This is a genomic window from Gramella sp. KN1008 (assembly GCF_004332155.1).
Taxonomy (GTDB): domain Bacteria; phylum Bacteroidota; class Bacteroidia; order Flavobacteriales; family Flavobacteriaceae; genus Christiangramia.
The window spans coordinates 1-25,206 of the sequence record NZ_SJDV01000007.1; the positions used below are offsets into that span (position 1 = coordinate 1).

Below are 25,206 nucleotides of genomic sequence, written 5' to 3' on the forward strand. Positions count from 1 at the left end.
CGAACAGAGAAGTTAAGCCCGTTAGCGCCGATGGTACTGCTATCATTGTGGGAGAGTAGGTCGCCGCCTTCTTCTTGAAAACCCTTTATCTAAACAGATAAAGGGTTTTTTTATGCGTATAATTTCCTCATAAGGCTTTTCTTACATAATTGATAATCAGTCAATTAGGGTATTTTTCCCCATGGTGCTGCATGGTTTTTTGAAGTAAATTCACCACTTATCAATCAAAAAAACCTTTATCATGAGTTATTTTACAAAAACCATCGTACCCTATCTTTTTATTATTGGATTACTTTTTGCTGGCTGTTCAGATGATGATCTGGAATTTTCAGATGAGATCTATATGAGCGCGAAAATTGACGGAGTAGAGTATTATATGGATTCAAAATCATCTAAACTTACTGCCACTCGTTTCGTGGGGCCGGCAGGTATTTCCAAATTAAAAGTTGAAATCATTTCTTCTGATGGGCAAAGCCTTAGATTTATCATTCCTAAATATTCTGGTAAGAATCTTTATATGATAGGGGATAATCCCATGCTTCCAAACATCATTGAATATGAAAGTGCCGTGCCTTACGGAAACTGGTTCTGTAATCATCCGGGCCCGAACGAAGTTGAGAAGAACTACGTGGAAATTCTTAAAGATGATGGTAATATAGTGGAAGGACTATTTAATTTTGCCGGTCAGAATTTCGAAGATAATAGTATTCGAAGGGTAACCGATGGAAAATTCAGGTTAATCACCAACTAGACTCAGTCAAAAAGAGATTTCACAATGGTTAAAATGCCTTTGAACATCAGGAAGACTGCAGCAGCCGAAGCTAATATTCCTAAAATAAGAATTGCAAGATATAGTGGTTTATCCTGATTATTAAATGCACTATAGAGGATTGAGGGGCCTATCATTGCTAATGGTAGGGCCCCGGCAAGATACTTGATTCCTGTGGTAAGTACTTTTTTGTTAGTATGTTTCATATTATTCCACGGTATAACTGGTATAATCCATCTCTGACAGCCTGAAATAACCAAAAGGATATTTCTCTCCATTAGTCTGGTTGCTAATATTTCCTTTTACGGTTGCAGGCATGGTTTCAAAAGGGCCTCCGTCATTTGATCCGATCTGAGATCGCAAGATAAAAAGATATTCATAATAGTTCCTCGAAATTCCCTGCAATTCGATCTCGACAAGGTCGCCCGGTTCAATATCTTCTGTGGAATAATAGCCAAAGATCTGGTTACCGTCCGTGAATTCGTCCTCATAGAATTCCAGGTTGATATTCTCATTGCTGAATTTGAACAAGTAGTAATTCTCTTCACCTGCCGGATCCGTATAATATGCCTTGATCTCAATATCTTCTCCCGAGAATCCTCCGCCCTGGGTTTGTTCTATATAGTCGATTTTGGTAACCGGAATCAGAACTTCACTGGCTGTATAAATCTCATTTTCATGAATAACTTCCAGATAATATCTCCTATTTAATTCCGGTCTGAAGTTATTATTCATATAGATACCTGCTTCTGCATGTTCAAAACGAAAAGTATCACCGTTTTCAGAACTTATTAGCACTTCTGCATTTCCGACTCCTTCGATTTCTTCCTGATAAAAGGCAGATGTCTGGGATAACCGGATAACCTGATTAGAACCGGTTGTTCCTTTTTGCCAGATAATAGATGCCTCGATCACCAACCTGGGTTCACTTTTCTCGAGATCAACAGTAACCACTTCTTCACAGGAGGTCTGGAAAAAGACAATTATTAGCCCGAAATATTTCAAAAATCGTTTCATCTAAAATTTGAAATTATAGGTGACAGATGGGATTATCCCAAATAATGATAATCTTACTGCTTCGTTCTTGTCTGTATCAGCGTTTTCTCTAAAACTGATGGAATAGGCATTCATCCTGTTATAAACATTATATATACCAAAGTTCCAGGAAGACCTGAAATCCCTGTCATTCTTTTTAGGTTCATAGGTGGCTGAGAGGTCAAGCCGATGATAGGCCGGGAGCCGATCGCCATTCCTTTCACCATAAACCGGGATAGTTACTCCCTCATATTCATACTGCGCAGTAGGATAGGTGGTGGCCAGGCCTGTCTGGTAAATAAAATTAGCATTCAATTGCCATCTCGCGTTCAGTTCATAACCTGCGGTAAGGCTTAGATCGTGAGTCTTGTCATAATTAGAATTATACCACTGACCATCGTTTATTCCTGGTTCCAATTGGTTCCTTCCGGGTGTACGTTGCTGAGACCTGGAAAGCGTATAACCCAGCCATCCTGTAAGTTTGCCGGTATTTTTCCTCAATAGGAGTTCCAGTCCATAAGCTCTGGATTCACCATTCAATACCACTCTTTCTATGGCATTATTTGCAATGAGATTGGCTCCGTTAATATAATCTATTCTGTTATCTATCTGTTTGTAGAATGCTTCTGCTTCAAGTGAATAGGAATTCTCTTTAAAATTGCGGAAATAACCCACTGCGTACTGATCCAGGATCTGTGGATCTACAAAAGGTCCGCTTGGTGTCCATACATCAAGGGGAGTGGGCGAACTTGTATTTGATATGAGGTGCAGGTATTGAGTCATCCTGTTATAACTCGCTTTTACCGATTCCTTTTCATTGAAAGCGTAAGCGATAGCAATCCTTGGTTCCAGATTATTAAAGGATTTTAGAATTTCACTTCTTGAAGAATTCTGAGTATCCAGAATTTCAGCTTCCCTGTAAATACCGGTTTCCTCATCATATTCAACAGGATTGTCATTTTCGTAGCTGTTAAGACCTTGCTGTCCAAGTCTGAAGAAATTGCTGAATCTTAATCCATACTCTGCAGAGAATTTTTCGGAAAGTTTTTGTTCGGCAGAAATGTAGAAAGCATTCTCAAGGGCATACTTGTTGGTGAGTTTAAAATAATTGATCCCAGACTCTTCAACTATAGGTTCTATCTCACCCGGATTAAAGTCATAATAGGTATTCTGGATGCCATATTTCAGCTGAAGATGATCGTTGATATAATGGTTGAAATCATATTTGAGATTAAGGTTCTTGATGCCACTATCCCAGTTGAAGCCAACAAAACTTAGCGTAAGACCGTAATAATAATCACTATAGATAGCGGAAAGATTGGTGAAAATATTGTCTGAAAAAACATGGTTCCACCGCAGGTTTAGAACAGCGTTTCCATAGGTGTTATCAAAAGTCTGACTTATCCTAAAGACATCACGGCCAAAATATCCAGAAAGCAAGATTTTATTCCTGCTATTCAGCTTATAACTGAGCTTTGTGTTGAGATCATAGAAATAAGCCGAATTGCTATTGTCGGTAAGTTTCAGGAAAAGATGGGCATAGGAACTTCGGCCACCGATTAGAAATGAACCCTTATCTTTTACTATGGGACCTTCAGCCAAAAGTCTGCTTGAAATTGCACCAATACCACCCTGCATTTTAAATTCCTTACTGTTACCATCCCTTTGGTATATATCCAGGACAGAAGAAACCCTTCCACCATATTCTGCCGGGATGCCGCCTTTGTAAAGTTTAAGATCCTTAATAGCATCCGGATTGAAAACAGAGAAAAGGCCGAACAAGTGTGACGAATTAAAGATGGTAGCTTCGTCCAGCAGGATGAGATTTTGATCTACGGCTCCTCCACGAACATTGAAACCCGAAGAACCTTCCCCGGCGTTAGAAACTCCCGGAAGAAGAAGCAGGGACTTGACTACATCTACTTCTCCAAAGACTACCGGCATTCTCTGAATGGTGCTAATCGATAATCTGTTAACGCTCATTTCGGGTTTCCGAATATTCAAACCTTTATTTTCACCGGTGATTACCACCTCCTCCAGATTTTCTGAAGATTTGCTTAGCTGGAAATCTATCTCTTTATCAGCATTAAGATCAATAGTTCGCTCGAGACTTTGATAACCCAGGTACGAGATCTGGATAGTATATTCAGCCACAGGAAGCTTTATGGAGAAATAACCATAGTCATTGGTAACCACCCCGGTGCCGGCCTCAGGGATTATTAGGTTAACGCCAATAAGGGTTTCATTGCTGGCCGCATCCGTAACCACACCGCTAAGCGTGAATTGTTCCTGGGCCATGACATTTGCCTGAAGGAATAGCAGGAAGAAGAAAGCTAAGTATCGAATTTTCAATTTTTTATTCAAAAATAGAATTAAGTCGGCTAATAAAAAATTTAAACTTCAGTAAGGTTCAGGCTTTTCCGCTCTTTCTTATTAAATCGAAAGAGAAGCGCAAAACTTACTAAAAGACAGGATAGCTGGATAATTGCCAGCGGGACTGAGCTTCCTGAATGAAAAAGACTTATAAGGAAAGAGGTTAATGCTCCCAGAATCATTTTTAAACTCCCAATGAGTGCGGAGGCCCTTCCGGCTTTTTTCTCAAACGGTTCCAGTGACAGGGCAGTAGTGTTGGGATTCTGAAATCCCAGAAGAAAGAGCATGAGAAAAATTAGTACTGCCGTTGGAACAAATCCGAATTTAAAAATAGCGCTTACAAGAAAAAAGGCTGAAAGTATCAGGAGTAATACACTATTAAAGAGAGTGATCTGAAGTGTGCTGAATTTTCTTAGAAAAAGCCGGTTGATCTGGCTTCCCAGAATCAGTCCGCCGGCATTAAGACCAAATAGCAGTCCGAATTCTTTCTGACTCAGGCCAAAATTTTCCATAAAAAGTTTCGGTGCGCCAGAAATATATGCAAACATAGCTCCAATAGCGAAACTGCCTGCCATTGCGAAACTCCAGAAACCGGGATGTGTTAAGATTCCAAAATATTTGATAGCTACCTGCTTTGGTTTCAATTCCACGCTGCTGTCCGGTACTATGCTTTCAGGAAGAAATCGGGTAACACTTATCATCATAAGCAGGCAAAAGCCGGCGAGGAAGAGAAAGATCATTTCCCAGCCAAAAGCTTCTATGATAAAACTCCCTACCGTGGGTGCTATGATAGGTGCGCCACCCATAATAAGCATGAGTATTGAAATTGCGCCGGCAACTTCATTTACCGGAAAAATATCCCTTACTACGGCTTTGGCAGCTACCATTCCAGCTGCGGCACCAATCGCCAGGAAGAATCTTGAAATGACAAGCCATTCAAGGTTTGGAGAATACATACAGCTTAAGGCGGAAAGAAAATAAATTCCCAGGCCGATTAATAAAGGTCTTTTTCTTCCGAATTTGTCCATGATTGGGCCATAGGCTAACTGCCCGATAGAAATTCCTATAAAATAACTGGTAAGGGTAAGGCCAATTTCACTGATGGAAGTGTCAAAATCCTCGGCGATACTGGCGAAACCCGGCAAATAAGCATCGATGGAAAATGGTCCAAGTGCGATAAGAGTTCCCAGAACCAGTAAAATAATATATTCCTGTTTTTTGTTTCTTTCAGTGGAGCTCCGGTTCATTTTGCAAATTTCAATAAACGGAATATGCTGTTCTAATTTCGATGCCTGTTTAACGAAAGATTAAACTATTTTGATCGGATTTACTCAATATAAAAAGCCGGATCGTATTGGATCCGGCCTTTATTTCAGTTGTCGGTTGAAAGCCTACACAGTAGTGGCAAGAATCTCATTGAATTTCTCACTCGGCCTCATAGCTGTCTTTGTAAGATCTTCGTCAGGGAAATAATATCCTCCAATATCTACAGGAGATCCCTGAGCATCCAAAAGATCCTGAAGTATTTTCTCCTGATTATCTTCCATCATTTTAGCTATTTTTCCAAAGTAGATATTAAGATCTGTATTACTTTTCTGCTTAGCTAGAGCTTCAGCCCAGTATAAGGCAAGGTAGAAGTGACTACCGCGATTATCAAGCTCATTAACCTTTCTGGACGGTGACCTTCCCTCATTGAGGAATCTCTCTGTTGCTTCATCAAGTGATTCTGAAAGCGTAAGAGCTTTATCATTGTCATATTTAGCTCCAAGATGTTCCAGAGAAACCGCCAGCGCAAGGAATTCACCAAGAGAATCCCATCTAAGATGGCCTTCTTTCACGAATTGCTGCACGTGCTTTGGAGCGGAACCACCGGCACCGGTTTCAAACAATCCACCACCGTTCATCAAGGGAACTATGGATAACATTTTAGCGCTGGTACCTAATTCCAGGATTGGGAAAAGATCGGTTAGATAATCTCTCAATACGTTACCTGTTACAGAAATAGTATCCTTACCGGCTTTTACACGTTCAAGAGTATATTTAGTAGCTTCGGTAGGAGCCAGGATCTTGATCTCAAGCCCTTCGGTATTATGATCTGGAAGATATTTATTTACTTTCTTAATTAGTTCCGCATCGTGGGCCCTGTTCTCATCAAGCCAGAAAACCGCAGGCATCCCTGTAGCCTGGGCTCTGCTGATCGCAAGTTTGATCCAGTCCTGGATAGGAGCATCCTTTACCTGGCACATTCTCCAGATATCTCCTTCTTCCACTTTATGTTCAATGATGGTCTCTCCATTTGAATTGATAACCTTTACCATTCCGTTCGAAGGAATCTCAAAGGTCTTGTCGTGAGAACCATACTCTTCAGCCTTTTGAGCCATAAGACCTACGTTAGGAACCGTACCCATTGTAGTAGGATCAAAAGCACCATTTTCTTTACAGAAATCGATGGTAGCCTGGTAAAGTCCGGCATAACTACTGTCCGGGATCACTGCTTTGGTATCCTGAGTTTTACCTTCAGCATTCCACATCTGGCCGGAAGTTCTTATCATCGCTGGCATCGAAGCATCGATAATTATATCACTTGGCACGTGAAGGTTTGTGATACCTTCATCTGAATTCACCATGGCAATATCAGGACCATCTTTAAGATCCTTTGAAATAGCAGCTTTTATTTCTTCTTTCTTTTCTGCTGGCAGACTTTCAATAGCCTTTAGAACATCTCCCAGTCCGCTATTCGCATTAGCTCCCGCTTTTTCAAGTTCTTCTCCGTATTTTTCGAATACATCCTCAAAAAATACCCTAACGGCATGACCAAAGATGATAGGGTCTGAAACCTTCATCATCGTTGCCTTCATATGAAGCGAGAAAAGAACGTCTTTTTCCTTGGCGTCTTTTACCTGCTCACGAAGGAAGGAAAGCAAAGCTTTTTTGCTCATTACTGAAGCATCAATCACTTCGCCCTGAAGCACTTTCAGATTATCTTTAAGTGTTTTCTTTTCGCCGTTCTCTGAAGTGAATTCTATTTTTAGAGTATCCTCTTTTTCAAGGGTAAGGGATTTTTCATTAGACCTGAAATCTCCACTCTCCATTGTCGCTACATGAGTTTTAGAGTCTGAACTCCATTCGCCCATTGAATGCGGATTCTTTTTGGCAAAATTCTTTACCGCCTTTGGCGCACGTCTGTCTGAATTTCCTTCTCTTAGCACCGGGTTTACCGCGCTTCCTTTTACTTTATCATAACGAGCTTTGATATCCTTTTCTTTATCATTGGAAGGCTCGTCCGGATAATCAGGCAGGGCATATCCTTTTTCCTGAAGTTCGGCGATGGCATTCTTAAGCTGGGGAATGGACGCACTGATATTAGGAAGTTTAATGATGTTGGCTTCGGGTTTTTTAGCAAGCTCACCCAGTTCTGCCAGATCGTCTGAAACTTTCTGATCCTCGTTCAGGTAATCGGGAAACTGTGACAGAATTCTGCCGGCCAGGGAAATATCACGAGTTTCAAGGCTTACACCGGCGGCTTTTGTGAAAGCTTCAATTATAGGAAGGAATGAGAAAGTTGCCAGCATGGGAGCCTCGTCGGTCTTGGTATAGATAATTTTTTCTTTTTGTGACATTTTTTATGTTTTTGGTTGCAATATATTTAAAGAAAGCCCCGGAATGCCAGGGCGCGTTATCACCCGCGCAATATACGGTTTTTGGGGCGTTTATCCTAAGTGAAAAGATCGACTATGCTGTTAAGAAATCATAAATAATAAATAAAAAAGCCATTTCATTTTATGGCTAAAATGAAATGGCTTCTACCGAAACAGTATTTTATCACTCTGATGTGAGAAAGTAATGAAAACTCTCTGGTGTATACTGCTTCTGATGATTCAATTTTAAAGGATTTAAAAAAGAACCAAAATGGGCTTTTATCTTTCAAACTGATTTTGACATTGCAAAATATAAGGTGTTATATAGAAGATAAAAACCGTATGTAAAGAACTTGCTTTACGGGAAAAACAGGTTTAGTGAGAAATCCTTTTGTCATTCTTTGAATTCCTGAATTTCACAGTTAAATATAATAAAAACACTACTGTCTTATCAGTATTTTAACGTTTAAGTTTTTAAGGAATCCTCAGCTTTGGTAGGAGATTTTTGGTAATAAAAAAAGCTCCATGCGATTGCATAGAGCTTTGGATTGTATAATGGTGTTGAAAATTATCTTTTCGCTTCCTGAATACGTGCTTTCTTCCCGGTAAGTCCTCTAAAGTAGAAGATTCTCTTTCTTCTTACCTTACCACGCTTATTCACTTCAATCTTCTGAATAGCAGGTAGATTGATAGGGAAGATTCTTTCTACTCCAACAGTACCACTCATTTTTCTGATGGTAAATGTTTGAGAAGCACCTGTTCCTCTTTTCTGAATTACAGTACCTCTAAAGAACTGGGTTCTGGTCTTCTGTCCTTCCTTAATTTCATAATAAACAGTGATGGTATCACCGGCTGAGAATTGTGGCAGGTCTTTCTTGTCTACGAATTCGTCCTGAACGTATTTTACTAACGATTCCATTTTTGATAGTTTAAAGTAAAATCCAAAACAACATTCACGGTTATCGCCAGAGGTTATTTTAGAATGAGTGCAAAATTAATTAATTTATATTACTGTACAAGCCTGTTTTCTAAAAAATTACTCTTCCTCTAAAAGATCAGGCCTTAATTGTTTTGTTCTTTCATAAGCTTGTTCTTCCCGCCAGGCTTCAATTTTGGGGAAATTTCCGGATGTTAGTACCTCGGGAACTTCCCAGCCTTTATATTCGGCAGGCCTGGTATAAACAGGCGGAGCCAGCAAATTGTCCTGAAATGAATCGGTTAGGGCCGAGGTTTCATTGCCTAGAACACCGGGCAGCAACCTTATAATTGCATCACAGAGAACGGCGGCACCAAGTTCCCCTCCCGAGAGTACATAATCTCCTATAGAGATCTCTTTGGTGATGAACTGGTCGCGTACACGTTGGTCTACTCCTTTGTAATGACCGCATAGAATTATAATGTTTTCCTGAAGCGAAAGCCTGTTAGCCATTTTCTGATTAAACCTTTCACCATCTGGCGTCATATATATTACCTCCTGGTAATCCCTCTCAGACTTCAGTTTTGAAATGCATTTATCTATAGGTTCGATCATCATCACCATTCCTGCGCCTCCACCAAACTGGTAATCGTCTACCTGCTTATAATTATCAGTAGTATAGTCCCTCAGGTTATGTAAATGTACCTGCACCAATCCTTTTTTGATAGCTCGCTGAAGTATTGAAGCTTCAAACGGACTTTTAAGAATATCGGGTACTACGGTAATTATATCGATACGCATCTAAAATGAATTATAATTTGGCAAGCCTATCAGCGAAAACGGAATTACGAATTTCCGCTTGCCTTGTTACGTTCATCCTGGAGCATTCTGCCCAGGCGTTGTTCTTTTTCCAGAGCCTTGGTACGGTATGCATCAAACTCCTTTTCCGTTTCATTAAGCTTTTGCTTCGCATCACGGGTAGCAACATGAGAACTTTTGTAACGGAAAAACAGTATAAGCAGGATCACAACGAGCACGGCTACTATTCCCCACATCATGGCTTTATATCCACCTTTACTAAACGGCATTCCAAGAAACATAAGAGCATCTTTTTCTTCGCTCACCCTTTTCAGGTCTTCCTGAGTGGATTGAAGTTCGCTTTTTAATTTTTCAATCTCATCATTTTGCTGATCTACCGTGTTTTTCTGAACGATTATCTCTTCCTTTAATTCGGTAATATAATTCCTGGTGGTGTTTCTAAGACCTATTAACTTGTCATAGTCCACAACCTTGTAGCCCTGATAATTATTAGATTCTTCTATAAGTTTAGTGAATTCGTCCTGTACCGGGGTTTCGGTCTTAAGACTGTCTGTTTGGGCATTCATCTGAAATACACTAACAAGAATAAAAACAGCAAAAATGTAATTTTTCTTACTCATTTTCTGGGGTTTGATTTTGTTTGGGTTCATAAACAACAACGAGCGAATGTAATAGTTAGTATTTCAGATTTTCGGGAAGAAATTCGCCTTTTGCAGGTTTTTTAAAATGTTTTAAATCAGTTTTTTAATGACTTTAAAGTGGCGCAAAAATAAAAAAACCCCGCGAAAGGCGGGGTCATTTTTTAATAAAATCTGGTAATATCTAGTAATAAGTATATCGTCTTACCTTGGCAATATATTTGGCAAGCCTAATTACCTGGTGGCTGTAGCCATACTCGTTATCATACCATATATAGAGTATCACATTCTTCCCGTCAGCCGAAACGATGGTCGCATTGCTGTCATAAATGGCGGGAGCAGAAGAACCAATGATATCAGAAGATACCAGTTCGTTATCAACCGAGTACTGTATCTGTTCAACAAGATCTCCTTCCAGAGCATATTTTTTAAGAATGGAATTCACATCCTCAAAACTGGTTTCTTTTTCTACTTCCAGATTCAATATGGCCAGCGATCCGTTGGGAACAGGAACGCGAATGGCGTTGGAAGTAAGTTTTCCTTCAAATACAGGAAGAGCTTTGGAAACGGCTTTTCCAGCTCCAGTTTCAGTAATCACCATATTAAGTCCTGCAGCTCGGCCTCTACGGTACTTTTTATGCATATTATCTACCAGATTCTGGTCGTTGGTATAGGCGTGTATGGTTTCCAGATGTCCGTGAACCACACCCAGTGAATCCTGTATTGCTTTAAGTACAGGCGTAATGGCATTGGTGGTACAGGACGCAGCAGAGAAAATATCGATCTCTTCAGGGCTATATTCCTTTTGGTTCACTCCATGAACAATGTTTGGTACACCCTTGCCTGGTGCAGTAAGCAAAACCTTGGATGCTCCTTTGGATGCTAAATGCCTGCTAAGAGCTTCTTTATCCCTGAATGCTCCGGTATTATCTATGACCAGAGCATTGTTTATTCCGTATTTAGTATAGTCTATGTCTTCCGGCTGATTGGCAGAAATCATATGGACAGTAGTGCCATTTATAATGAGAGCAGAATTTTCTTCATCTATATTCACAGTCCCGCTGAAAGGTCCGTGAACCGAGTCACTCTTTAAAAGAGAAGCTCTTTTCTCAAGAACGCTTCGGTCTACGTTTCCTCTGGTCACCACAGCCCGAAGTCTTAATTGATTTCCTTTCCCGGTTCTCGTCATCAGTTCCCGTGCGACAAGTCTTCCTATCCTTCCGAAACCATACAGGACCACGTCTTTTGGAGTGACGGTTTCGGTTTTCTTGGCATTGCTTAGTTTATTAGACACGAATGCCATGGCATTACTATAAACCTGGTCTTCCAGATGATATTCATAAGTTAATTTACCAATATCCAGTTTGGCCGGAGGAAGCTTAAGATCCTGGATTGCTTTTGCGATCTCAACCGAATCGAAGATCGAAATAGGTTTTCCTACAAATTCACCTGCATACTCATGTAGATCCAGGATGTCGCTTACATTTCTGTTGATAAGCTGATTCCTGAAAAGTACAAGTTCGATCGATTTGTCATACCAAAGGTCGCTAACGATATTGATAAATTCTACGGTGGCTTTGCGGCGATCTGCCTGGAAGGAAAGTTCTTTTTCGTAAACTTTATTAAAGTCCATGTTTAAGATGTGTTGTTATAAATTTGCCGCAAAAGTATATATTTCAAACGTTTTCGTAAAAGTTTTTTATAAAGAAAAAGAGGTGTTCCTGAAACTCTTGATTCGTCAAACTGAACTTTTTTCAGCTTTCCTGTTCAATTGGGGGATTGAACTTTTCCGATAACTATCGGAACAGGATGACGATCATAGTTTCAAGAAAACCTCTATAAATATAATCTGGTCTATAGTTATTAACTATCTCCAGGCCATTCTTTGCTTTTCTCCATTCCTGTCATAAAATGTGATGACTATGGGATCTGAAGTTCTTCTTTCCTGGATAACCTGTCTTACATCCCTGATGGAATTCACTTTCTGGTTATTGATTTCTGAAATGATTCCACCAACAAGGTCTGCAGAGGGAAGATTTTCTGCCAGGGTACGGTTAATTTTTACACCATTTGGAGCATTTACAGCTTCCAGCTCTTCTTCGGTTACATTCGCGACTTCAAGTCCTATAGCTGCAATGCTGTAGGTTTCAAGTTTTGAAAGTTTTACATTCACCTCTTTTTCGTCACCATCACGTACTATCTGAACCCTAACTTCATCACCGGGTCTTTTTGAATTGATATAACCGGTTAGGTCTGAAAACTTGGTAATCTGTACATTATCAATTCTTTTAATAATATCTTTTTGTCGTAAACCTGCTTTCGCCGCGCCGCTGCCCGGAGTAACATCACTCACAATTACTCCCTGGGTTTCTTCCAGATCCAGTTCCCGGATAGCTGCAGGGGAAATGCCCATACCACGTATACCCAGAATTCCCTGCTGCACATCTCCATACTCCATGATATCTTCAACTATCTTTCTCGCGTTGTTGGAAGGTACAGCGAAGGCATAACCAATATAGCTTCCGCTGGGTGAGCTAATAGCAGTGTTTATACCTATGAGTTCACCATTGATATTTACCAAAGCGCCACCGCTATTTCCCGGATTGATGGCAGCATCGGTCTGAATAAATGATTGAGGGGAATTGTCACGGGCGTTAAGGTCTCGTGCCTTTGCACTGATAATACCGGCGGTAACCGTAGATTTCAGATTAAAAGGGTTTCCCACGGCAAGTACCCATTCTCCAAGTTTTACATTATCTGAATCGCCAAATGGAATATATTCAAGATCCTCGGCATCCACTTTTATAAGAGCGATATCAGAGATTGGATCACTGCCAATCACCTCCGCCTTATATGTTTGATTGTTGTTTAAGGTGACCTCAATTTCGCTCGCACCATCAATAACGTGATTATTTGTTACTATATAGCCATCTGGGGTAATGATCACACCAGAGCCTGCACCCTGCAGGGCACGCCCTCCGCTATTGCCATATTGATAGTATTCCCATATGTTTCTGGGACCTTTAAATACTGCCACGTTTTTAACGTGAACCACAGCATGAACAGTTTTTTCAGCTGCTTCGGTAAAATCGGCATTTGTCCCGTAAACCCGGTTAGAATTATTTACAGGTATAAAAGAAGTTTGAGTGGTCCCATCCTCAGGATATCGCTGTCCCGATTCTTCATCGAAAAACAACTTGTAACTCCCTAATGTAAGTACACCTCCAAGGATGGAAACAAATAGTAAACTGGCTACTTTTTTCATTTTCGGATATTATTTAATTATAAAACCATTTCAATTAACTCATTATTATACATTATGTATAATTTAACGACCATTTAACACCCTTAATTTCCTCTTCAAAATCGTATATTTGTGCACTTTGAAAGAGATCTATGAAACTGACATTCTATAAATATCAGGGTACAGGTAACGATTTTGTAATGATCGATAATCGGGATCTGAAAATATCCAAAAATAATACCAAATTAGTAAGACGGCTTTGTGACCGAAAATTTGGCATAGGAGCTGACGGACTAATCCTTCTTGAAAATTCTGAAGATCCGAAAGACGATTTTAAGATGGTCTATTTCAACGCCGATGGGAATGAAAGCAGTATGTGTGGAAATGGTGGTCGTTGTCTCGTGGCTTTTGCCAAGTTTTTAGGGATAATTGAAGATAAGGCGAAGTTTACGGCCATTGACGGGCCTCATGATGCCACAGTGAAAGATGGGATCGTAAGCCTTAAAATGCAGGATGTATTGCAGATCTCTCAAAATGACAATTTTTCCTTCCTGGATACTGGCTCGCCACATCATGTGGTCTTTGCCGAAGATATCGCTGAAAAGGATATTAAAACAGAGGGTGCGGCTATAAGATATTCTGACCGATATAAGACTGCAGGTACCAATGTAAACTTCGTGGAAGGAATATCCCAGGATACCTTTTCGGTAAGAACCTATGAAAGAGGAGTGGAGGATGAGACTCTTTCCTGCGGCACCGGCGTTACGGCAGTTGCTATAGCGGCTTATGCTGCTGGCAGGACAGGTTCAGAAAGAGTGAAATTGATAACCCAGGGAGGTGAGCTTTTTGTAGACTTCAAAAAGACAGAAAAGGGGTATTCCGATATCTGGTTATCAGGTCCGGCCCAACTGGTCTTTAAAGGCGAGATAGTATGTTAACACTACAGGGCAAAAAGGTATACCTCAGGGCACTGGAACCGGAAGACCTGGATTTTGTCCATAAGATCGAGAATGATGAAGATTTCTGGGAGATCAGTTCTACCCAGTCTCCATATTCCAAATTTCTTATTAGGCAATATATTGAGAATGCTCACAGAGATATCTACGACATAAAACAACTAAGGCTGGTTATTTGTACAAAGAGACACCGGCGCGTTGGCTTGATAGATGTCTATGATCTGGAACCCAGAGACAGGCGTGCTGCCTTAGGAATTTTGATCGCCAGTAAAAAGGATCGAAAAAAAGGTTATGGTTCCGAAAGTTTATCGTTGCTTTGTGACTATTGTTTTACGCATCTGGGCCTTCATCAGGTATATGCGAATGTTACTGCCGGTAATGCTGATAGCATGCGGGTTTTTGAAAGTAACGGCTTTAGAAAGGTTGGCCTGAAGAAAGACTGGTCGCTTTTCAACGGGAAATTCAAAGATGAATGGCTTTATCAATTAATTAATAATGTACATTAGAAAGATACTTATCGCTATCGCCATCCTTGGTGTGATAGCGCTGGGAATATTCAGTTATTACGTCTATAACAGCATATTTTCTTCAAATACAGCGTTTGATTCCAAGCAGGAAACACTTTATATCCCTACTGGAGCTAATTTTCAGACAGTAATGGATTCTTTAAGTCCTTTGCTGAAGGATACTGAATCGTTCAGACTAGTTGCCGAGAAAAAAGGCTATGTCGGTAAGGTAAGACCAGGAAGATATATTCTGAAAAAGGGAATGAACAATAATGAGCTGGTAAATGAACTGCGTATTGGCAATAAACCTGTTAAGGTCATTTTTAATAATCAGGAACGCCTCGAAGATCTGGCTGGAAGGATCTCAGATCAGATAGAAGCAGACAGTACCGAACTATTGAATTCCTTTAAGGAATTCTCTTTCCTGAAAGAGAATGAATTCACAGAAAGAAATGCTTTGGGAATGTATATCCCTAATCAGTATGAACTATACTGGAATACCTCGGCAGATGAATTCCGTGAACGAATGAAAAAGGAGTATGATAGGTTCTGGACTGAAGAACGCCTTCAAAAGGCTGAGGAAATAGGGTTAACACCTTATGAGGTGACTACATTGGCTTCCATTGTTCAGAAAGAGACGGCAAAGGTGGAAGAGAGATCCAGAGTAGCCGGAGTCTATATGAACAGGTATAAGAATGGCTGGAAACTCGATGCAGATCCTACAGTGATCTATGCTATTAAGGAAAAGACCGGGAATTTTGATACCGTAATCAAAAGAGTACTTTATAAAGATCTGGAACTTGATTCCCCGTACAATACTTATAAATATCGTCAACTTCCTCCGGGTCCTATTTTTATGCCAGATATTTCTTCTATAGAGGCGGTATTAAATTATGAAGACCACGATTTCTACTATTTCGTGGCTGATGTTGAGAATTTTGGCTATCATAAATTCGCTAAAACTCTTGCGCAACATAACCGAAATAAGCAGGAATATATACGCTGGATCAACAAGCAGGGGATTAACCGGTAAGCGCAATTTTCTTTAGGATAGTTTAAGGTTTTGAACTTCAATAAGTTATACTTTCGTTAAAAACACAATAACTTTAAAAAAGCATTAACAGGCTGTAGTTCAGATTATTAAAAATTGTTATACATTTGCCGGGCGAATATGAAAGGGGTGTAAGCTATGTTAATAGATATGCCATCAACCTTTCAAAAACGAAAGCAATGAGAAAGAAAATTGCAAAATTTTCAATCTTGCCTCTGGCAGCGGGCTCTATTTTTTTTAGTTTTTCAACTAAAGATGCTGCTAAACCAAATCTGGAAAATTATTCTACTTACAATCTTGAACTGGATTATACAGTAGAAGATCTTAAGGAGGAAATCACACCAGATTTTGAAATCTCTCACACTGCTCCCATATTAGGGAAATCCTATGTAGGTTTTAAAGAAGCACTGGCTTTTAAAGAGTCCGGGGGAGACTACAGGACCATTAACGAGTATGGATATCTTGGTAAATACCAGTTCGGGAAAGGAACATTAAAGCTTGTAGGTGTCTATGATACTGTGGAGTTTCTTAATTCACCGGCCCTTCAGGAAGCCGCCTTCTATGCTAATGCTTCAAGAAACAAATGGATCCTGCAAAGGGATATCAAGCGTTTCGCGGGCAAGACCATTAACGGAGTGCTGGTAACTGAATCGGGAATTCTGGCGGCGGCCCATCTTGCCGGCCCAGGTAGTGTTAAGAAATATCTTAGGAGTTGGGGTGCCCAGGCATTTAGCGATGCTTTTGGAACTACTATTAAAACCTATATGAAGCGTTTTGGCGGGTATGATGTTTCCTTTGTGAAGACCGAAAAGAATGCCAGGGTGGATTTCGATAGGCTTTCAGCTTAAATATCCTTTTGAATAATGAATATTGCCGGTCTTTTATGAAGATCGGTCTTTATATTCTTCCATTCCGAAGCGGTTGCCGTCTTGATAAATTCCGACTCTAAAGTTAGATCACAGGCTACACAAATTCTTGTAGAAGGATGGAGGTTCTGGATGAGATCTTCCAGGAATTTCATATTTCGGTAAGGAGTTTCAATAAATATCTGGGCCTGATTCTTTTCTGATGAAACTCTTTCCAGTTGTTTTATCTCGTGCTTTCTCTCTTTCTTATCAATAGATAAATATCCGTGAAAAGTAAAACTTTGACCATTCATTCCACTGGCCATCATGGCCAGAAGGATAGAGGAGGGGCCAATGAGTGGCACAACCTGAATATTGTAGCGGTGCGCCAGTTTTACGATTTCAGCACCGGGATCGGCCACACCGGGACAACCTGCCTCGCTGAGGAGTCCAATGTTCCTGCCTTCTTTAGCAGCGTCTAAGAAACCCGGTATATCAGCAGGGTTTGTAAACTTATTAAGGCCTTTTAGTTTAAGGTTTTGTTGCGATTTTTCAGGAAGTATCTGTTTTATAAATCTACGCGCAGACTTTTCATTTTCAACAATGAAATCGTCGATGTTCTCAATAATGTTTTTATTGATTGGAGGAAAAACCCTGTCTGGAGCCGAATCTCCCAGGCCTACCGGGATGAGATAAAGTTTACCGTAATTTTTTTCGGCTGAACTCATAAGGTTCCATTGTTCAGTTTTTCAGCGATCTGCTCACAGGCTTCGTTGAGCATCATATAGACATTTTCGAATCCCTGCTCTCCGCCATGATAAGGATCTGGGACATCAACATTTTCTGAAGGGAAGATCTCTTCAAGGATCAAATGTACCTTCTGGCGGTCTTCGTCATTTCTTGCCATGGACATCACATCCCTGAAGTTGGAATTATCCATCACGAAAATATGATCAAACCTGTCAAAATCTTCTTCAGAAAACTGTCTTCCCCGCTGATCGGTAATGTCAAGATCATATCTTTTCGCGATAGCGATAGACCGTCTGTCTGGTTGTGAGCCTATATGCCAGCTGCCGGTACCCGCAGAATCTACAAATACTTTGTTTGTGTCTACTTTGGATTTAAGAATACCTTCGGCCAGGGGTGATCTGCAAATATTGCCGAGGCACACCATCAATACCCTGGTTTTCATAAAATGTATTTTATAAAGTGAGCTTTTTGTTGAGGTCTTCAACAAATTTTTTGAATTGTTTGTCGGTCGAAGCCAGGTTGTCTACCGTTTTACAGGCATGCAGCACGGTGGCATGATCACGGCTTCCTATTTGTGAGCCAATACTAGCCAGAGACGCCTTGGTGAATTTCTTCGCGAAGAACATAGCCAGTTGTCTAGCCTGTACGATATGTCTTTTCCTGGTCTTGGACTGAAGTGTATCCACATCCATCTGGAAGTAATCGCTAACCACTTTCTGGATATAGTCTATTGAAACTTCACGTTTTGTGTTCTTAACGTAATTATCAACGATCTTTTTAGCCAGTTCAAGGGTGATGTCCTTTTTATTAAAGGATGAATGTGCTATCAATGAAATGATAGCGCCTTCAAGTTCCCTGATATTGGTCTTAATGTTGTTGGCCAGAAACTCTACGATATCTTCTGGCATTTCAACACCATCGCGATAAAGCTTGTTCTTTATAATAGAAACGCGGGTCTCAAAATCCGGATGTTGTAGTTCAGCCGAAAGTCCCCATTTAAATCTTGAAAGTAAACGTTGTTCAATATCCTGCATATCCACCGGAGCCTTGTCACTTGTTAAAATGACCTGCTTGCCGTTTTGATGTAGATGATTGAAGATATGGAAAAAAACATCCTGTGTTCCTGCTTTTCCGGAAAGTAACTGAATATCATCCACCACAAGCACATCAATGATCTGGTAGAAATGAATAAAATCGTTACGGTTATTTTTCTTTACCGATTCAATATACTGCTGGGTGAATTTTTCAGCCGATATATAAAGGACGGTTTTCTCTGGATACTTATCCTTGATCTCAACTCCAATAGCGTGAGCAAGATGCGTCTTTCCTAATCCAACGCCTCCGAATATTAAAAGTGGGTTGAAAGAGGTTCCTCCGGGCTTGTTAGCTACCGCTAATCCTGCCGATCTTGCCAGCCTGTTGGACTCACCTTCAAGGAAATTTTCAAAGTTATAGTTGGGATTAAGCTGAGATTCGATCTTCACATTCCTTATTCCGGGAATGATGAAAGGGTTCTTCAGCTCAGGACTTTTATTTTTAATGGGCACGTCAACTTCCTGTGAAGCCATTTGGGATCTTTGCGTACTTGGGATCTTTTCGGTAAAGGGAAGCTTGTTGCCATAAGTGTTCTCCATTCTTATCACATAAACCAGTTTGGCTTTTTCACCAAGCTCACGTGTGAGGGAGACCTTCAATAACTTAACATAATGTTCTTCCAGCCACTCGTAGAAAAACTTAGAAGGTACCTGGATGCTTAAGGCACAATCTGTTAGTTTCACTGCTTGGATAGGTTCAAACCATGTTTTGTAAGCTTGAGGGGTAATGTTATCCTGAATAAATGACAGACAGTTATTCCAAACCGATTGCGCAGTTTTCGACATTATTAGTTAAACGTTATTTTAGGTTAGTAGTAAGTTCTGTTGGAAGTCAGGCAATTGAATTTCCCAACTCGAGCGGAACAAATATGTGAACAAAAAATGTAAAAAAAAAACCATTTTGGGGTTGAATTTTAAGAAAAATTTATGCATACTTAGTTCCGAGCCTGAATATAAAAAACCTTTCTCAAAAAGGCTATTTTTTTTACATGAAATCACACGAAACTTTTGTTAAAGTCCGATACGCCGAAACCGATCAAATGGGTGTGGTGCATCATGGTAATTATCCTCAATACCTTGAAATGGCCCGAATTGACTGGTTAGAGTCACTCGGGATCTCATACAAAAGTATGGAAGAGGAGGGTGTTATGTTGCCGGTATTCGAATTAAATTTGAAATATCACAAACCTGTTACTTTTCACGAAGATCTTAGGGTGGAAACCCGTTTACGGGAAACGCCAAATGTTAAAATTATTTTTGATTACTCTGTGTTTAACTCAAAAGGTGATTTGGTTACTTCAGCAACCTCGGTTTTGGTTTTTATGGATGCGAAATCGAGAAGACCTATTCGCTGCCCAAAATATATTTTGGAAAAACTGAAAGATTAACCTTTCAGTTTGGTGATCTCCACCTTATAGGTGTTGTCAAATTTGGAATAGATCTGTTCGGCATCTTTTTTTCTAACTGAAAGATAGATCTTACAATCGATCTCCAGTTTTTGATCAATTACGTTCAGGTTGTTCTGTTTTATAACCTGCATTACCTTGTTCATTTCAGGATAATCAAACTTCACCACAAAGATTTCATCAATAGTCCTTTTAATGATATCAGATTGTTCCAATGCCATTTGGGCTGCAGTCTTATAGGCATTTATGAGTCCCCCAACACCTAATTTCACTCCTCCAAAATAACGCACCACTACTATGAGTATATTGGTGACATCAAAAGATTGTATTTGCCCGTAAATAGGCATTCCTGCAGAATTAGAAGGTTCCCCGTCATCATTAGCTCTGTAGTGATAATCCTGTTCTGACTTTCCCAGTTGCCAGGCATAACACCAGTGACGGGCCTTATGGTGTTTTGATTTTAACTCCTCAATATGTTCGTTTGCCTCTTCTTCCGATTTTATAGGAAAGGCATAGCCGAAAAACTTTGAATTCCTGTCCTTAAAAAGGACTTCGGGTGAAGGTTTTGTAATGCTTTGATACGTATCTTTCATATCGCTGAATTAGCTACGAGAATTATACTAATTACGGCAATGGCGAGGCCTATCCAGTTTTTCCTTAACAGCTTTTCATGAAATAAAAGGATTCCGGTTATTGTTGAAAATGTCACGATAGCGACATGATTGATGGTGAAGATGGTGGAACTATCAAATCCATGACTTCTTAAAGCCATTACCAGGAAATAGATGGAATAATAATTCGGAATTCCCAGTGCGATCCCGCCAAGTATATTCCTCCAGGTGATCTTAAGTTTTCCCATAAACGCCTGACCAATAAGTATTAATACTCCGAGACTTCCTGCCACAGCAAATATGGTAGAAGAGAAGAGGCCTACTTCATCTTCTGCAACATAGCTGGTTTCAAGATATTTGAGACTGGTGTCTATTATTCCGCTACCTAAAAATACAAGCAAAGGGAAAATAAGATTCTTGCTCTTTATATTAAGGCCCTCTTTTGTCTTTATGGAAGTAAGGTAAACAGCTACCAGGGCCAGGACAATTCCTGTAATCTTTAGAGCATCTGTACTTTCATTATAAAGGAATATTCCAAAGAGAACCGGAATGGCAACCGACATTTTCGTAGCTACTGCCACTACCGAAAGGCCACTTTTCTGAGTAGTTATGGCTGCAAGGTTGAAAACAGTGATAAAAAGCGCTCCGAGCATTAATGCCCCAGGGAACCAGTTTTCGGATGGTACATGCGTAAAATCTGAACCTTCAATATAACCGAAGAAGCCAACCGTGCAGGCAATAAAGTAGTTAATTATGATCGCCTGAAGAGTATTAACATTGAACTTTTTGTAAAGTCTGAATACCACAAATATTATGGTAGACGATAATACACTAAGAAGCAGGTAGATCAAAATAAGTCACTTTTAGTGGTGAACAAGTCTATTACATCTTCCCGGGTAGGCTCGATATTCCAGGTATGAAAACCAAGGCTTGCCGCAGATTCAACATGTTCAGCCGTGTCGTCAATAAAGAGACATTCTTCCGGCCTGAGGTTATGCTGTTGGAGAACAAATTCAAAAATCTCGGGATCTGGTTTTCTAAGACCTATCTCATGGGAAAGGTAAAAAGCATCGAAACAATTCCTGAAATCTTCATAAAATGAGACATTGTTCTTTATATATTCTATATGATTTTCGTTGGTATTGCTCAGCAAAATCAGTTTATAGTTCTTTTCCCGGGAGAGTTTCTGAATAAACCTGAATTTATATTCGGGAAATTCCAGCAGAATGGAATTCCAGGCATTTAGAAAATCCTCCGAATTTAGCTGGGGAAACTCAGTTGTATAATGATCAGAAATTTCATCGGAAGTAACAAAACCCTGTTCATATTCCCTGTTCTTGGCCATAAGAGACTCGGGTAGGTCGTGAATGTCGATTTCCTTAAGTTTATTTGTTGTGGCAGCTTTATCCAGGCTGATAAAAACATCACCAAAATCAAAGATTATCGCCTTGATCATTTCTGTAAATTTTTAAATTATCATTTGCAATCAGCAACTCGTTTTCGAGATTTCCATTCAAAAGAGGAGCTTTTACACCAGTTTTAAAACGTGTCGTTCCGGTAAAAATTCTGGCCTCATCCCAAAGATTACTATCTATGAACTGCTGAGTTGTTTTTGAGCCTCCTTCAATGATCACCGATTGCAATTCGTGTTTGTAAAGAATATCGCAGATCTCCGTGGCTATATTATCCGAAAAATCGATTTCTTCGAAGATCAGATTATCTCTATTTTGATTCTCCGGTTTTTTACTACAGATAATAATAGTCTTTTGTTCCCTGTTATAAACGGAAGTCTCCCGGGGGATCTTTAAGTCTTTATCTATTATTAACCTAACAGGATCTTCACCATTCCATTTTCTTACATTCAGATTGGGGTTATCCTCTAGTACCGTTTTTGTTCCAACGAGAATGGCAGTCTCTTCGCTACGCCATTTATGAACCAGAATACCCGAATATTTATTGGTGATCCAGACTGGTTTATTTTCGGCTTTTGTTTGCGGTGCGATAAAACCATCCTGGGTCTGTGCCCATTTAAGTATTATATAAGATCGCCTTTTTTTGTGAAAAGTAAAGAAGCGTTTGTTCAGTTCCAGACATTCCTCTTCCAGAACTCCTACTTTCACTTTGCAGCCGGCATCCAACAGTTTCTTAATTCCCCGGCCTGCTACCTTTGCAAAAGGATCCATGGTACCAATGACCACTTTTTTGATTCCTTTATCTATAATAAGGTCACTACAGGGAGGTGTCTTTCCATAATGACTGCAGGGCTCAAGACTAACATAAATCGTTGAATCCTGCAGAAGCTTCTCATCTTTCACCGAATTGATCGCGTTGACCTCGGCATGGGCTTCTCCGGCTTTCCTGTGCCAGCCTTCTCCAATGATCTTTCCGTCATGTACGATCACACTTCCAACCATCGGATTTGGATAGGTGCTTCCAAGGCCGTTTCGGGCAAGTTCTATGCAGCGTTTTATGTATTTTTCGCTTATATTCACCACACAAAAATAGAATTAATTAGGCAGAATGAGTACATGGGAAATTCGGGAAATAAAACCCGAAGACAATCAGCAGGTTAAAGACCTGATAAGAAGTGTTCTGGTTGAAATGGGCGTACCAAAGGTGGGTACGGCTTATGAAGATAAAGCTCTTGATGATATGACGCAGACTTATGAAGATGAAAGGAGCACTTATTTTGTAGTAGAAGAAAATTCCAGAATTATCGGTGGGGCAGGAATCGCTCCTCTAACGGGTATGGAAGATGAAATATGTGAACTCCAGAAGATGTATTTTCTTCCGGAAGCCAGGGGAAGGGGAATAGGAACCAGAATGATCACTCGTTGTCTTGAATTCGGGAAAAATATGGGTTTTAAAAAATGCTATATTGAAACCCTTCCTTATATGGAAAATGCCCGTAAATTATATGATAAGAACGGGTTTGAGGTAATTGAGAAACCATTAGGCAATACCGGTCATTATAATTGCACCGTCTTTATGACGAAACAACTATAGGTTTGAAGAACAAGCCCTTGGCGGTATGGCATAAAGACTAATTTCATCAATTTGTTGCTTATACTTTTAACTTAAAACTTTCAGCTTTAAAATGCTTCTTTCTCATTTAAAGATTCAGTTCATAGATCGGTTGAAGGAAGATTATCCTGTAACCGAAATTGAATCATTTTTCAATATTCTTACCGAAGAGTATTTAGGGATGACCAGACTCGAAGCTGCGCTCAATACCGATTTTGAAGTGTCGGAAGAGCAAAAAGCATGGTTCGAACATGCAGAGCTTCGGCTGAAAGATCATGAACCTATACAACATATTATAGGTAAGGAAGAGTTCTCTGGTTTAATATTCAGAGTTAATAAAGAAGTTCTTATTCCCAGGCCGGAAACAGAAGAACTGGTAGAGTGGATAGTGTTAGACTTCAAGAATGCGGGTAAGCCAATCAGGATTCTGGATATTGGGACAGGCAGCGGATGCATTGCGATAAGCCTCGGTAAGAAGCTTAAGGGTAGTGAGGTTCATGCTTTTGATATTTCGGCTGAAGCTTTGAAACTGGCGAAAGACAACGCAAAAGAAAATCATGTGGAGGTGAATTTTCAGGAAAGGGATATCCTTAAAACTGAAAAACTTGACTGGAAGTTCGATATTATCGTGTCAAATCCACCTTATGTGCGGGAACTCGAAAAAAAAGAGATGCACAGGAATGTACTGGATCACGAACCCGAAAAGGCTTTATATGTAAAAGATGAAGATCCCCTTTTATTTTATCAAAAGATCGCCTCGCTCGCGAAAGATGCCCTGGAACCTCAGGGATGCTTATATTTTGAAATAAATCAGTACCTCTCTACTGAAACCGAAGAACTGCTGAAAAATTCAGGTTTTGAAACCGAATTGAAAAAGGATATTTTTGGAAACTTCCGTATGCTTAAAGCATCACTAAATAGATAATATGAGCCAACCTCTTAATAATATTCACAATTTGGCTGTCTTCTGCGCCAGCAGTGATGGGAACGATACCGAGATATATAAAACAGCTTACGATATTGGGAAAATAATTGCCCATAATAATATAAGGCTGGTTTACGGCGGAAGTAAACTTGGCCTTATGGGTCAGGTAGCTAAAGGGGTGATGGATCACGATGGGAAGGTGACCGGGGTGATCCCCGATTTTTTGAAGACCAAAGAGGTTGTTCATGATGGACTGGACAGACTTATCACTACTAATGATATGCATGAACGTAAACTGACCATGAATGAACTAAGTGATGGTTTTGTGGCATTGCCGGGTGGTTTCGGAACTTTTGAAGAGCTGTTTGAGATCGTTACCTGGGCCCAGCTGGGACTACACAGAAAACCCATCGGACTGCTTAATATTGGCGGTTTTTATGACGATCTTGTAAGCATGCTTCATAAAATGACTTCAAAAGGACTGCTAAAACAGGATAACCTGGATATACTATTAGTATATGATGATTTTGAACAGCTTCTGGAGGAGATGAGAAGATTTGAGCCGAAACCGGTTCCGAAATGGATGAATAAAAACCAGACCTGATA

Annotated in this window: 26 protein-coding genes; 9 read left to right on the forward strand and 17 right to left on the reverse strand. The window is 40.0% G+C overall.

The window, feature by feature from the left end:
• Positions 1–241: 241 nt before the first annotated feature.
• Positions 242–751, forward strand: coding sequence for a hypothetical protein (locus EZJ28_RS12820; RefSeq protein ID WP_131398495.1), 510 nt, complete (start codon positions 242–244; stop codon positions 749–751).
• Positions 752–753: 2 nt separating this feature from the next.
• Here the strand turns inward: EZJ28_RS12820 and EZJ28_RS12825 are convergent, their stop codons facing one another.
• From EZJ28_RS12825 to EZJ28_RS12870, 10 genes are all read right to left on the reverse strand, one after another.
• Entirely contained in the window at positions 754–975 is a 222-nt protein-coding gene (locus EZJ28_RS12825; protein ID WP_131398497.1) for a DUF6095 family protein, read from the reverse strand.
• A gap of 1 nt (position 976) precedes the next feature.
• Positions 977–1,786: a DUF4249 domain-containing protein gene (locus EZJ28_RS12830; RefSeq protein ID WP_131398499.1), complete on the reverse strand. Its 810-nt coding sequence runs from the start codon at positions 1,784–1,786 to the stop codon at positions 977–979.
• Positions 1,787–4,168 (reverse strand): TonB-dependent receptor, encoded by a 2,382-nt coding sequence (locus EZJ28_RS12835; RefSeq protein WP_131398501.1) that lies wholly within the window; start codon positions 4,166–4,168, stop codon positions 1,787–1,789.
• A gap of 29 nt (positions 4,169–4,197) precedes the next feature.
• On the reverse strand, positions 4,198–5,424 hold the full coding sequence (locus EZJ28_RS12840) for a multidrug effflux MFS transporter (RefSeq protein ID WP_131398502.1): 1,227 nt from the start codon (positions 5,422–5,424) through the stop codon (positions 4,198–4,200).
• Between the two features lie 144 nt (positions 5,425–5,568).
• Complete coding sequence (locus EZJ28_RS12845) at positions 5,569–7,797, reverse strand: NADP-dependent isocitrate dehydrogenase (RefSeq protein ID WP_131398504.1); 2,229 nt, start codon at positions 7,795–7,797, stop codon at positions 5,569–5,571.
• 586 nt (positions 7,798–8,383) lie between these two features.
• Positions 8,384–8,734 (reverse strand): 50S ribosomal protein L19, encoded by a 351-nt coding sequence (gene rplS, locus EZJ28_RS12850; RefSeq protein ID WP_131398506.1) that lies wholly within the window; start codon positions 8,732–8,734, stop codon positions 8,384–8,386.
• Between the two features lie 117 nt (positions 8,735–8,851).
• Positions 8,852–9,532, reverse strand: a complete 681-nt coding sequence (gene trmD / locus EZJ28_RS12855; protein WP_131398508.1) for a tRNA (guanosine(37)-N1)-methyltransferase TrmD — start codon at positions 9,530–9,532, stop codon at positions 8,852–8,854.
• A 44-nt stretch (positions 9,533–9,576) separates the two neighbouring features.
• Positions 9,577–10,170 carry a hypothetical protein gene (locus EZJ28_RS12860; RefSeq protein WP_165499081.1) on the reverse strand — a complete coding sequence of 198 codons (594 nt, stop codon included), beginning with the start codon at positions 10,168–10,170 and terminating at the stop codon, positions 9,577–9,579.
• A gap of 202 nt (positions 10,171–10,372) precedes the next feature.
• A complete protein-coding gene (locus tag EZJ28_RS12865; RefSeq protein WP_131398512.1) occupies positions 10,373–11,821 on the reverse strand; it encodes a glyceraldehyde-3-phosphate dehydrogenase in 1,449 nt (482 codons plus the stop codon).
• Between the two features lie 234 nt (positions 11,822–12,055).
• The gene (locus tag EZJ28_RS12870) at positions 12,056–13,453 is read right to left on the reverse strand and encodes a trypsin-like peptidase domain-containing protein (RefSeq protein ID WP_131398514.1); all 1,398 of its coding nucleotides are present in this window, start codon (positions 13,451–13,453) and stop codon (positions 12,056–12,058) included.
• 131 nt (positions 13,454–13,584) lie between these two features.
• Here EZJ28_RS12870 and dapF point away from each other — a divergent pair, with 131 nt between their 5' ends.
• The 4 genes from dapF (at position 13,585) to EZJ28_RS12890 (ending at position 16,793) form a co-directional block, all read left to right on the forward strand.
• Positions 13,585–14,370: a diaminopimelate epimerase gene (dapF, locus tag EZJ28_RS12875; RefSeq protein ID WP_131398516.1), complete on the forward strand. Its 786-nt coding sequence runs from the start codon at positions 13,585–13,587 to the stop codon at positions 14,368–14,370.
• Positions 14,364–14,894, forward strand: coding sequence for a GNAT family N-acetyltransferase (locus tag EZJ28_RS12880; protein WP_131398518.1), 531 nt, complete (start codon positions 14,364–14,366; stop codon positions 14,892–14,894). The genes dapF and EZJ28_RS12880 overlap by 7 nt, the downstream gene beginning before the upstream one ends.
• A complete protein-coding gene (gene mltG, locus EZJ28_RS12885) occupies positions 14,884–15,927 on the forward strand; it encodes an endolytic transglycosylase MltG (RefSeq protein WP_131398520.1) in 1,044 nt (347 codons plus the stop codon). The genes EZJ28_RS12880 and mltG overlap by 11 nt, the downstream gene beginning before the upstream one ends.
• A gap of 197 nt (positions 15,928–16,124) precedes the next feature.
• Positions 16,125–16,793: a peptidoglycan-binding protein LysM gene (locus EZJ28_RS12890; protein ID WP_131398522.1), complete on the forward strand. Its 669-nt coding sequence runs from the start codon at positions 16,125–16,127 to the stop codon at positions 16,791–16,793.
• On the opposite strand, the gene EZJ28_RS12895 is transcribed toward EZJ28_RS12890, so the two are convergent.
• The 3 genes from EZJ28_RS12895 to dnaA are packed head-to-tail and all read right to left on the reverse strand — an operon-like array spanning position 16,790 to position 19,420.
• Entirely contained in the window at positions 16,790–17,518 is a 729-nt protein-coding gene (locus tag EZJ28_RS12895) for an SAM-dependent methyltransferase (protein WP_131398524.1), read from the reverse strand. The two genes, EZJ28_RS12890 and EZJ28_RS12895, sit on opposite strands and share 4 nt — an antisense overlap.
• Complete coding sequence (locus EZJ28_RS12900) at positions 17,515–17,982, reverse strand: low molecular weight protein-tyrosine-phosphatase (protein WP_131398526.1); 468 nt, start codon at positions 17,980–17,982, stop codon at positions 17,515–17,517. The genes EZJ28_RS12895 and EZJ28_RS12900 overlap by 4 nt, the downstream gene beginning before the upstream one ends.
• A 10-nt stretch (positions 17,983–17,992) precedes the next feature.
• Positions 17,993–19,420 carry a chromosomal replication initiator protein DnaA gene (gene dnaA / locus EZJ28_RS12905; protein WP_131398528.1) on the reverse strand — a complete coding sequence of 476 codons (1,428 nt, stop codon included), beginning with the start codon at positions 19,418–19,420 and terminating at the stop codon, positions 17,993–17,995.
• 203 nt (positions 19,421–19,623) lie between these two features.
• Here dnaA and EZJ28_RS12910 point away from each other — a divergent pair, with 203 nt between their 5' ends.
• Positions 19,624–20,022 carry a thioesterase family protein gene (locus tag EZJ28_RS12910; protein WP_131398530.1) on the forward strand — a complete coding sequence of 133 codons (399 nt, stop codon included), beginning with the start codon at positions 19,624–19,626 and terminating at the stop codon, positions 20,020–20,022.
• Here the strand turns inward: EZJ28_RS12910 and EZJ28_RS12915 are convergent.
• Genes EZJ28_RS12915 through ribD form a run of 4 tightly spaced genes read right to left on the reverse strand, consistent with a single transcriptional unit; the run spans position 20,019 to position 23,143 of the window.
• The gene (locus EZJ28_RS12915) at positions 20,019–20,633 is read right to left on the reverse strand and encodes a YigZ family protein (RefSeq protein WP_131398532.1); all 615 of its coding nucleotides are present in this window, start codon (positions 20,631–20,633) and stop codon (positions 20,019–20,021) included. The two genes, EZJ28_RS12910 and EZJ28_RS12915, sit on opposite strands and share 4 nt — an antisense overlap.
• The gene (locus EZJ28_RS12920) at positions 20,630–21,502 is read right to left on the reverse strand and encodes an EamA/RhaT family transporter (RefSeq protein ID WP_131398534.1); all 873 of its coding nucleotides are present in this window, start codon (positions 21,500–21,502) and stop codon (positions 20,630–20,632) included. The genes EZJ28_RS12915 and EZJ28_RS12920 overlap by 4 nt, the downstream gene beginning before the upstream one ends.
• Entirely contained in the window at positions 21,499–22,107 is a 609-nt protein-coding gene (locus EZJ28_RS12925; protein WP_131398536.1) for an HAD family phosphatase, read from the reverse strand. The genes EZJ28_RS12920 and EZJ28_RS12925 overlap by 4 nt, the downstream gene beginning before the upstream one ends.
• Positions 22,085–23,143: a bifunctional diaminohydroxyphosphoribosylaminopyrimidine deaminase/5-amino-6-(5-phosphoribosylamino)uracil reductase RibD gene (gene ribD / locus EZJ28_RS12930; protein ID WP_131398688.1), complete on the reverse strand. Its 1,059-nt coding sequence runs from the start codon at positions 23,141–23,143 to the stop codon at positions 22,085–22,087. The genes EZJ28_RS12925 and ribD overlap by 23 nt, the downstream gene beginning before the upstream one ends.
• Positions 23,144–23,171: 28 nt before the next feature.
• Between ribD and EZJ28_RS12935 the strand changes: the two genes are divergently transcribed.
• The 3 genes from EZJ28_RS12935 to EZJ28_RS12945 all read left to right on the forward strand — a co-directional run bounded on the left by EZJ28_RS12935 (position 23,172) and on the right by EZJ28_RS12945 (position 25,204).
• Positions 23,172–23,657 carry a GNAT family N-acetyltransferase gene (locus tag EZJ28_RS12935; protein WP_131398538.1) on the forward strand — a complete coding sequence of 162 codons (486 nt, stop codon included), beginning with the start codon at positions 23,172–23,174 and terminating at the stop codon, positions 23,655–23,657.
• Between the two features lie 91 nt (positions 23,658–23,748).
• Positions 23,749–24,600: a peptide chain release factor N(5)-glutamine methyltransferase gene (gene prmC / locus EZJ28_RS12940; RefSeq protein ID WP_131398539.1), complete on the forward strand. Its 852-nt coding sequence runs from the start codon at positions 23,749–23,751 to the stop codon at positions 24,598–24,600.
• Position 24,601: 1 nt separating this feature from the next.
• Entirely contained in the window at positions 24,602–25,204 is a 603-nt protein-coding gene (locus tag EZJ28_RS12945) for a TIGR00730 family Rossman fold protein (RefSeq protein ID WP_131398541.1), read from the forward strand.
• The last annotated feature ends 2 nt before the right edge of the window (positions 25,205–25,206 follow it).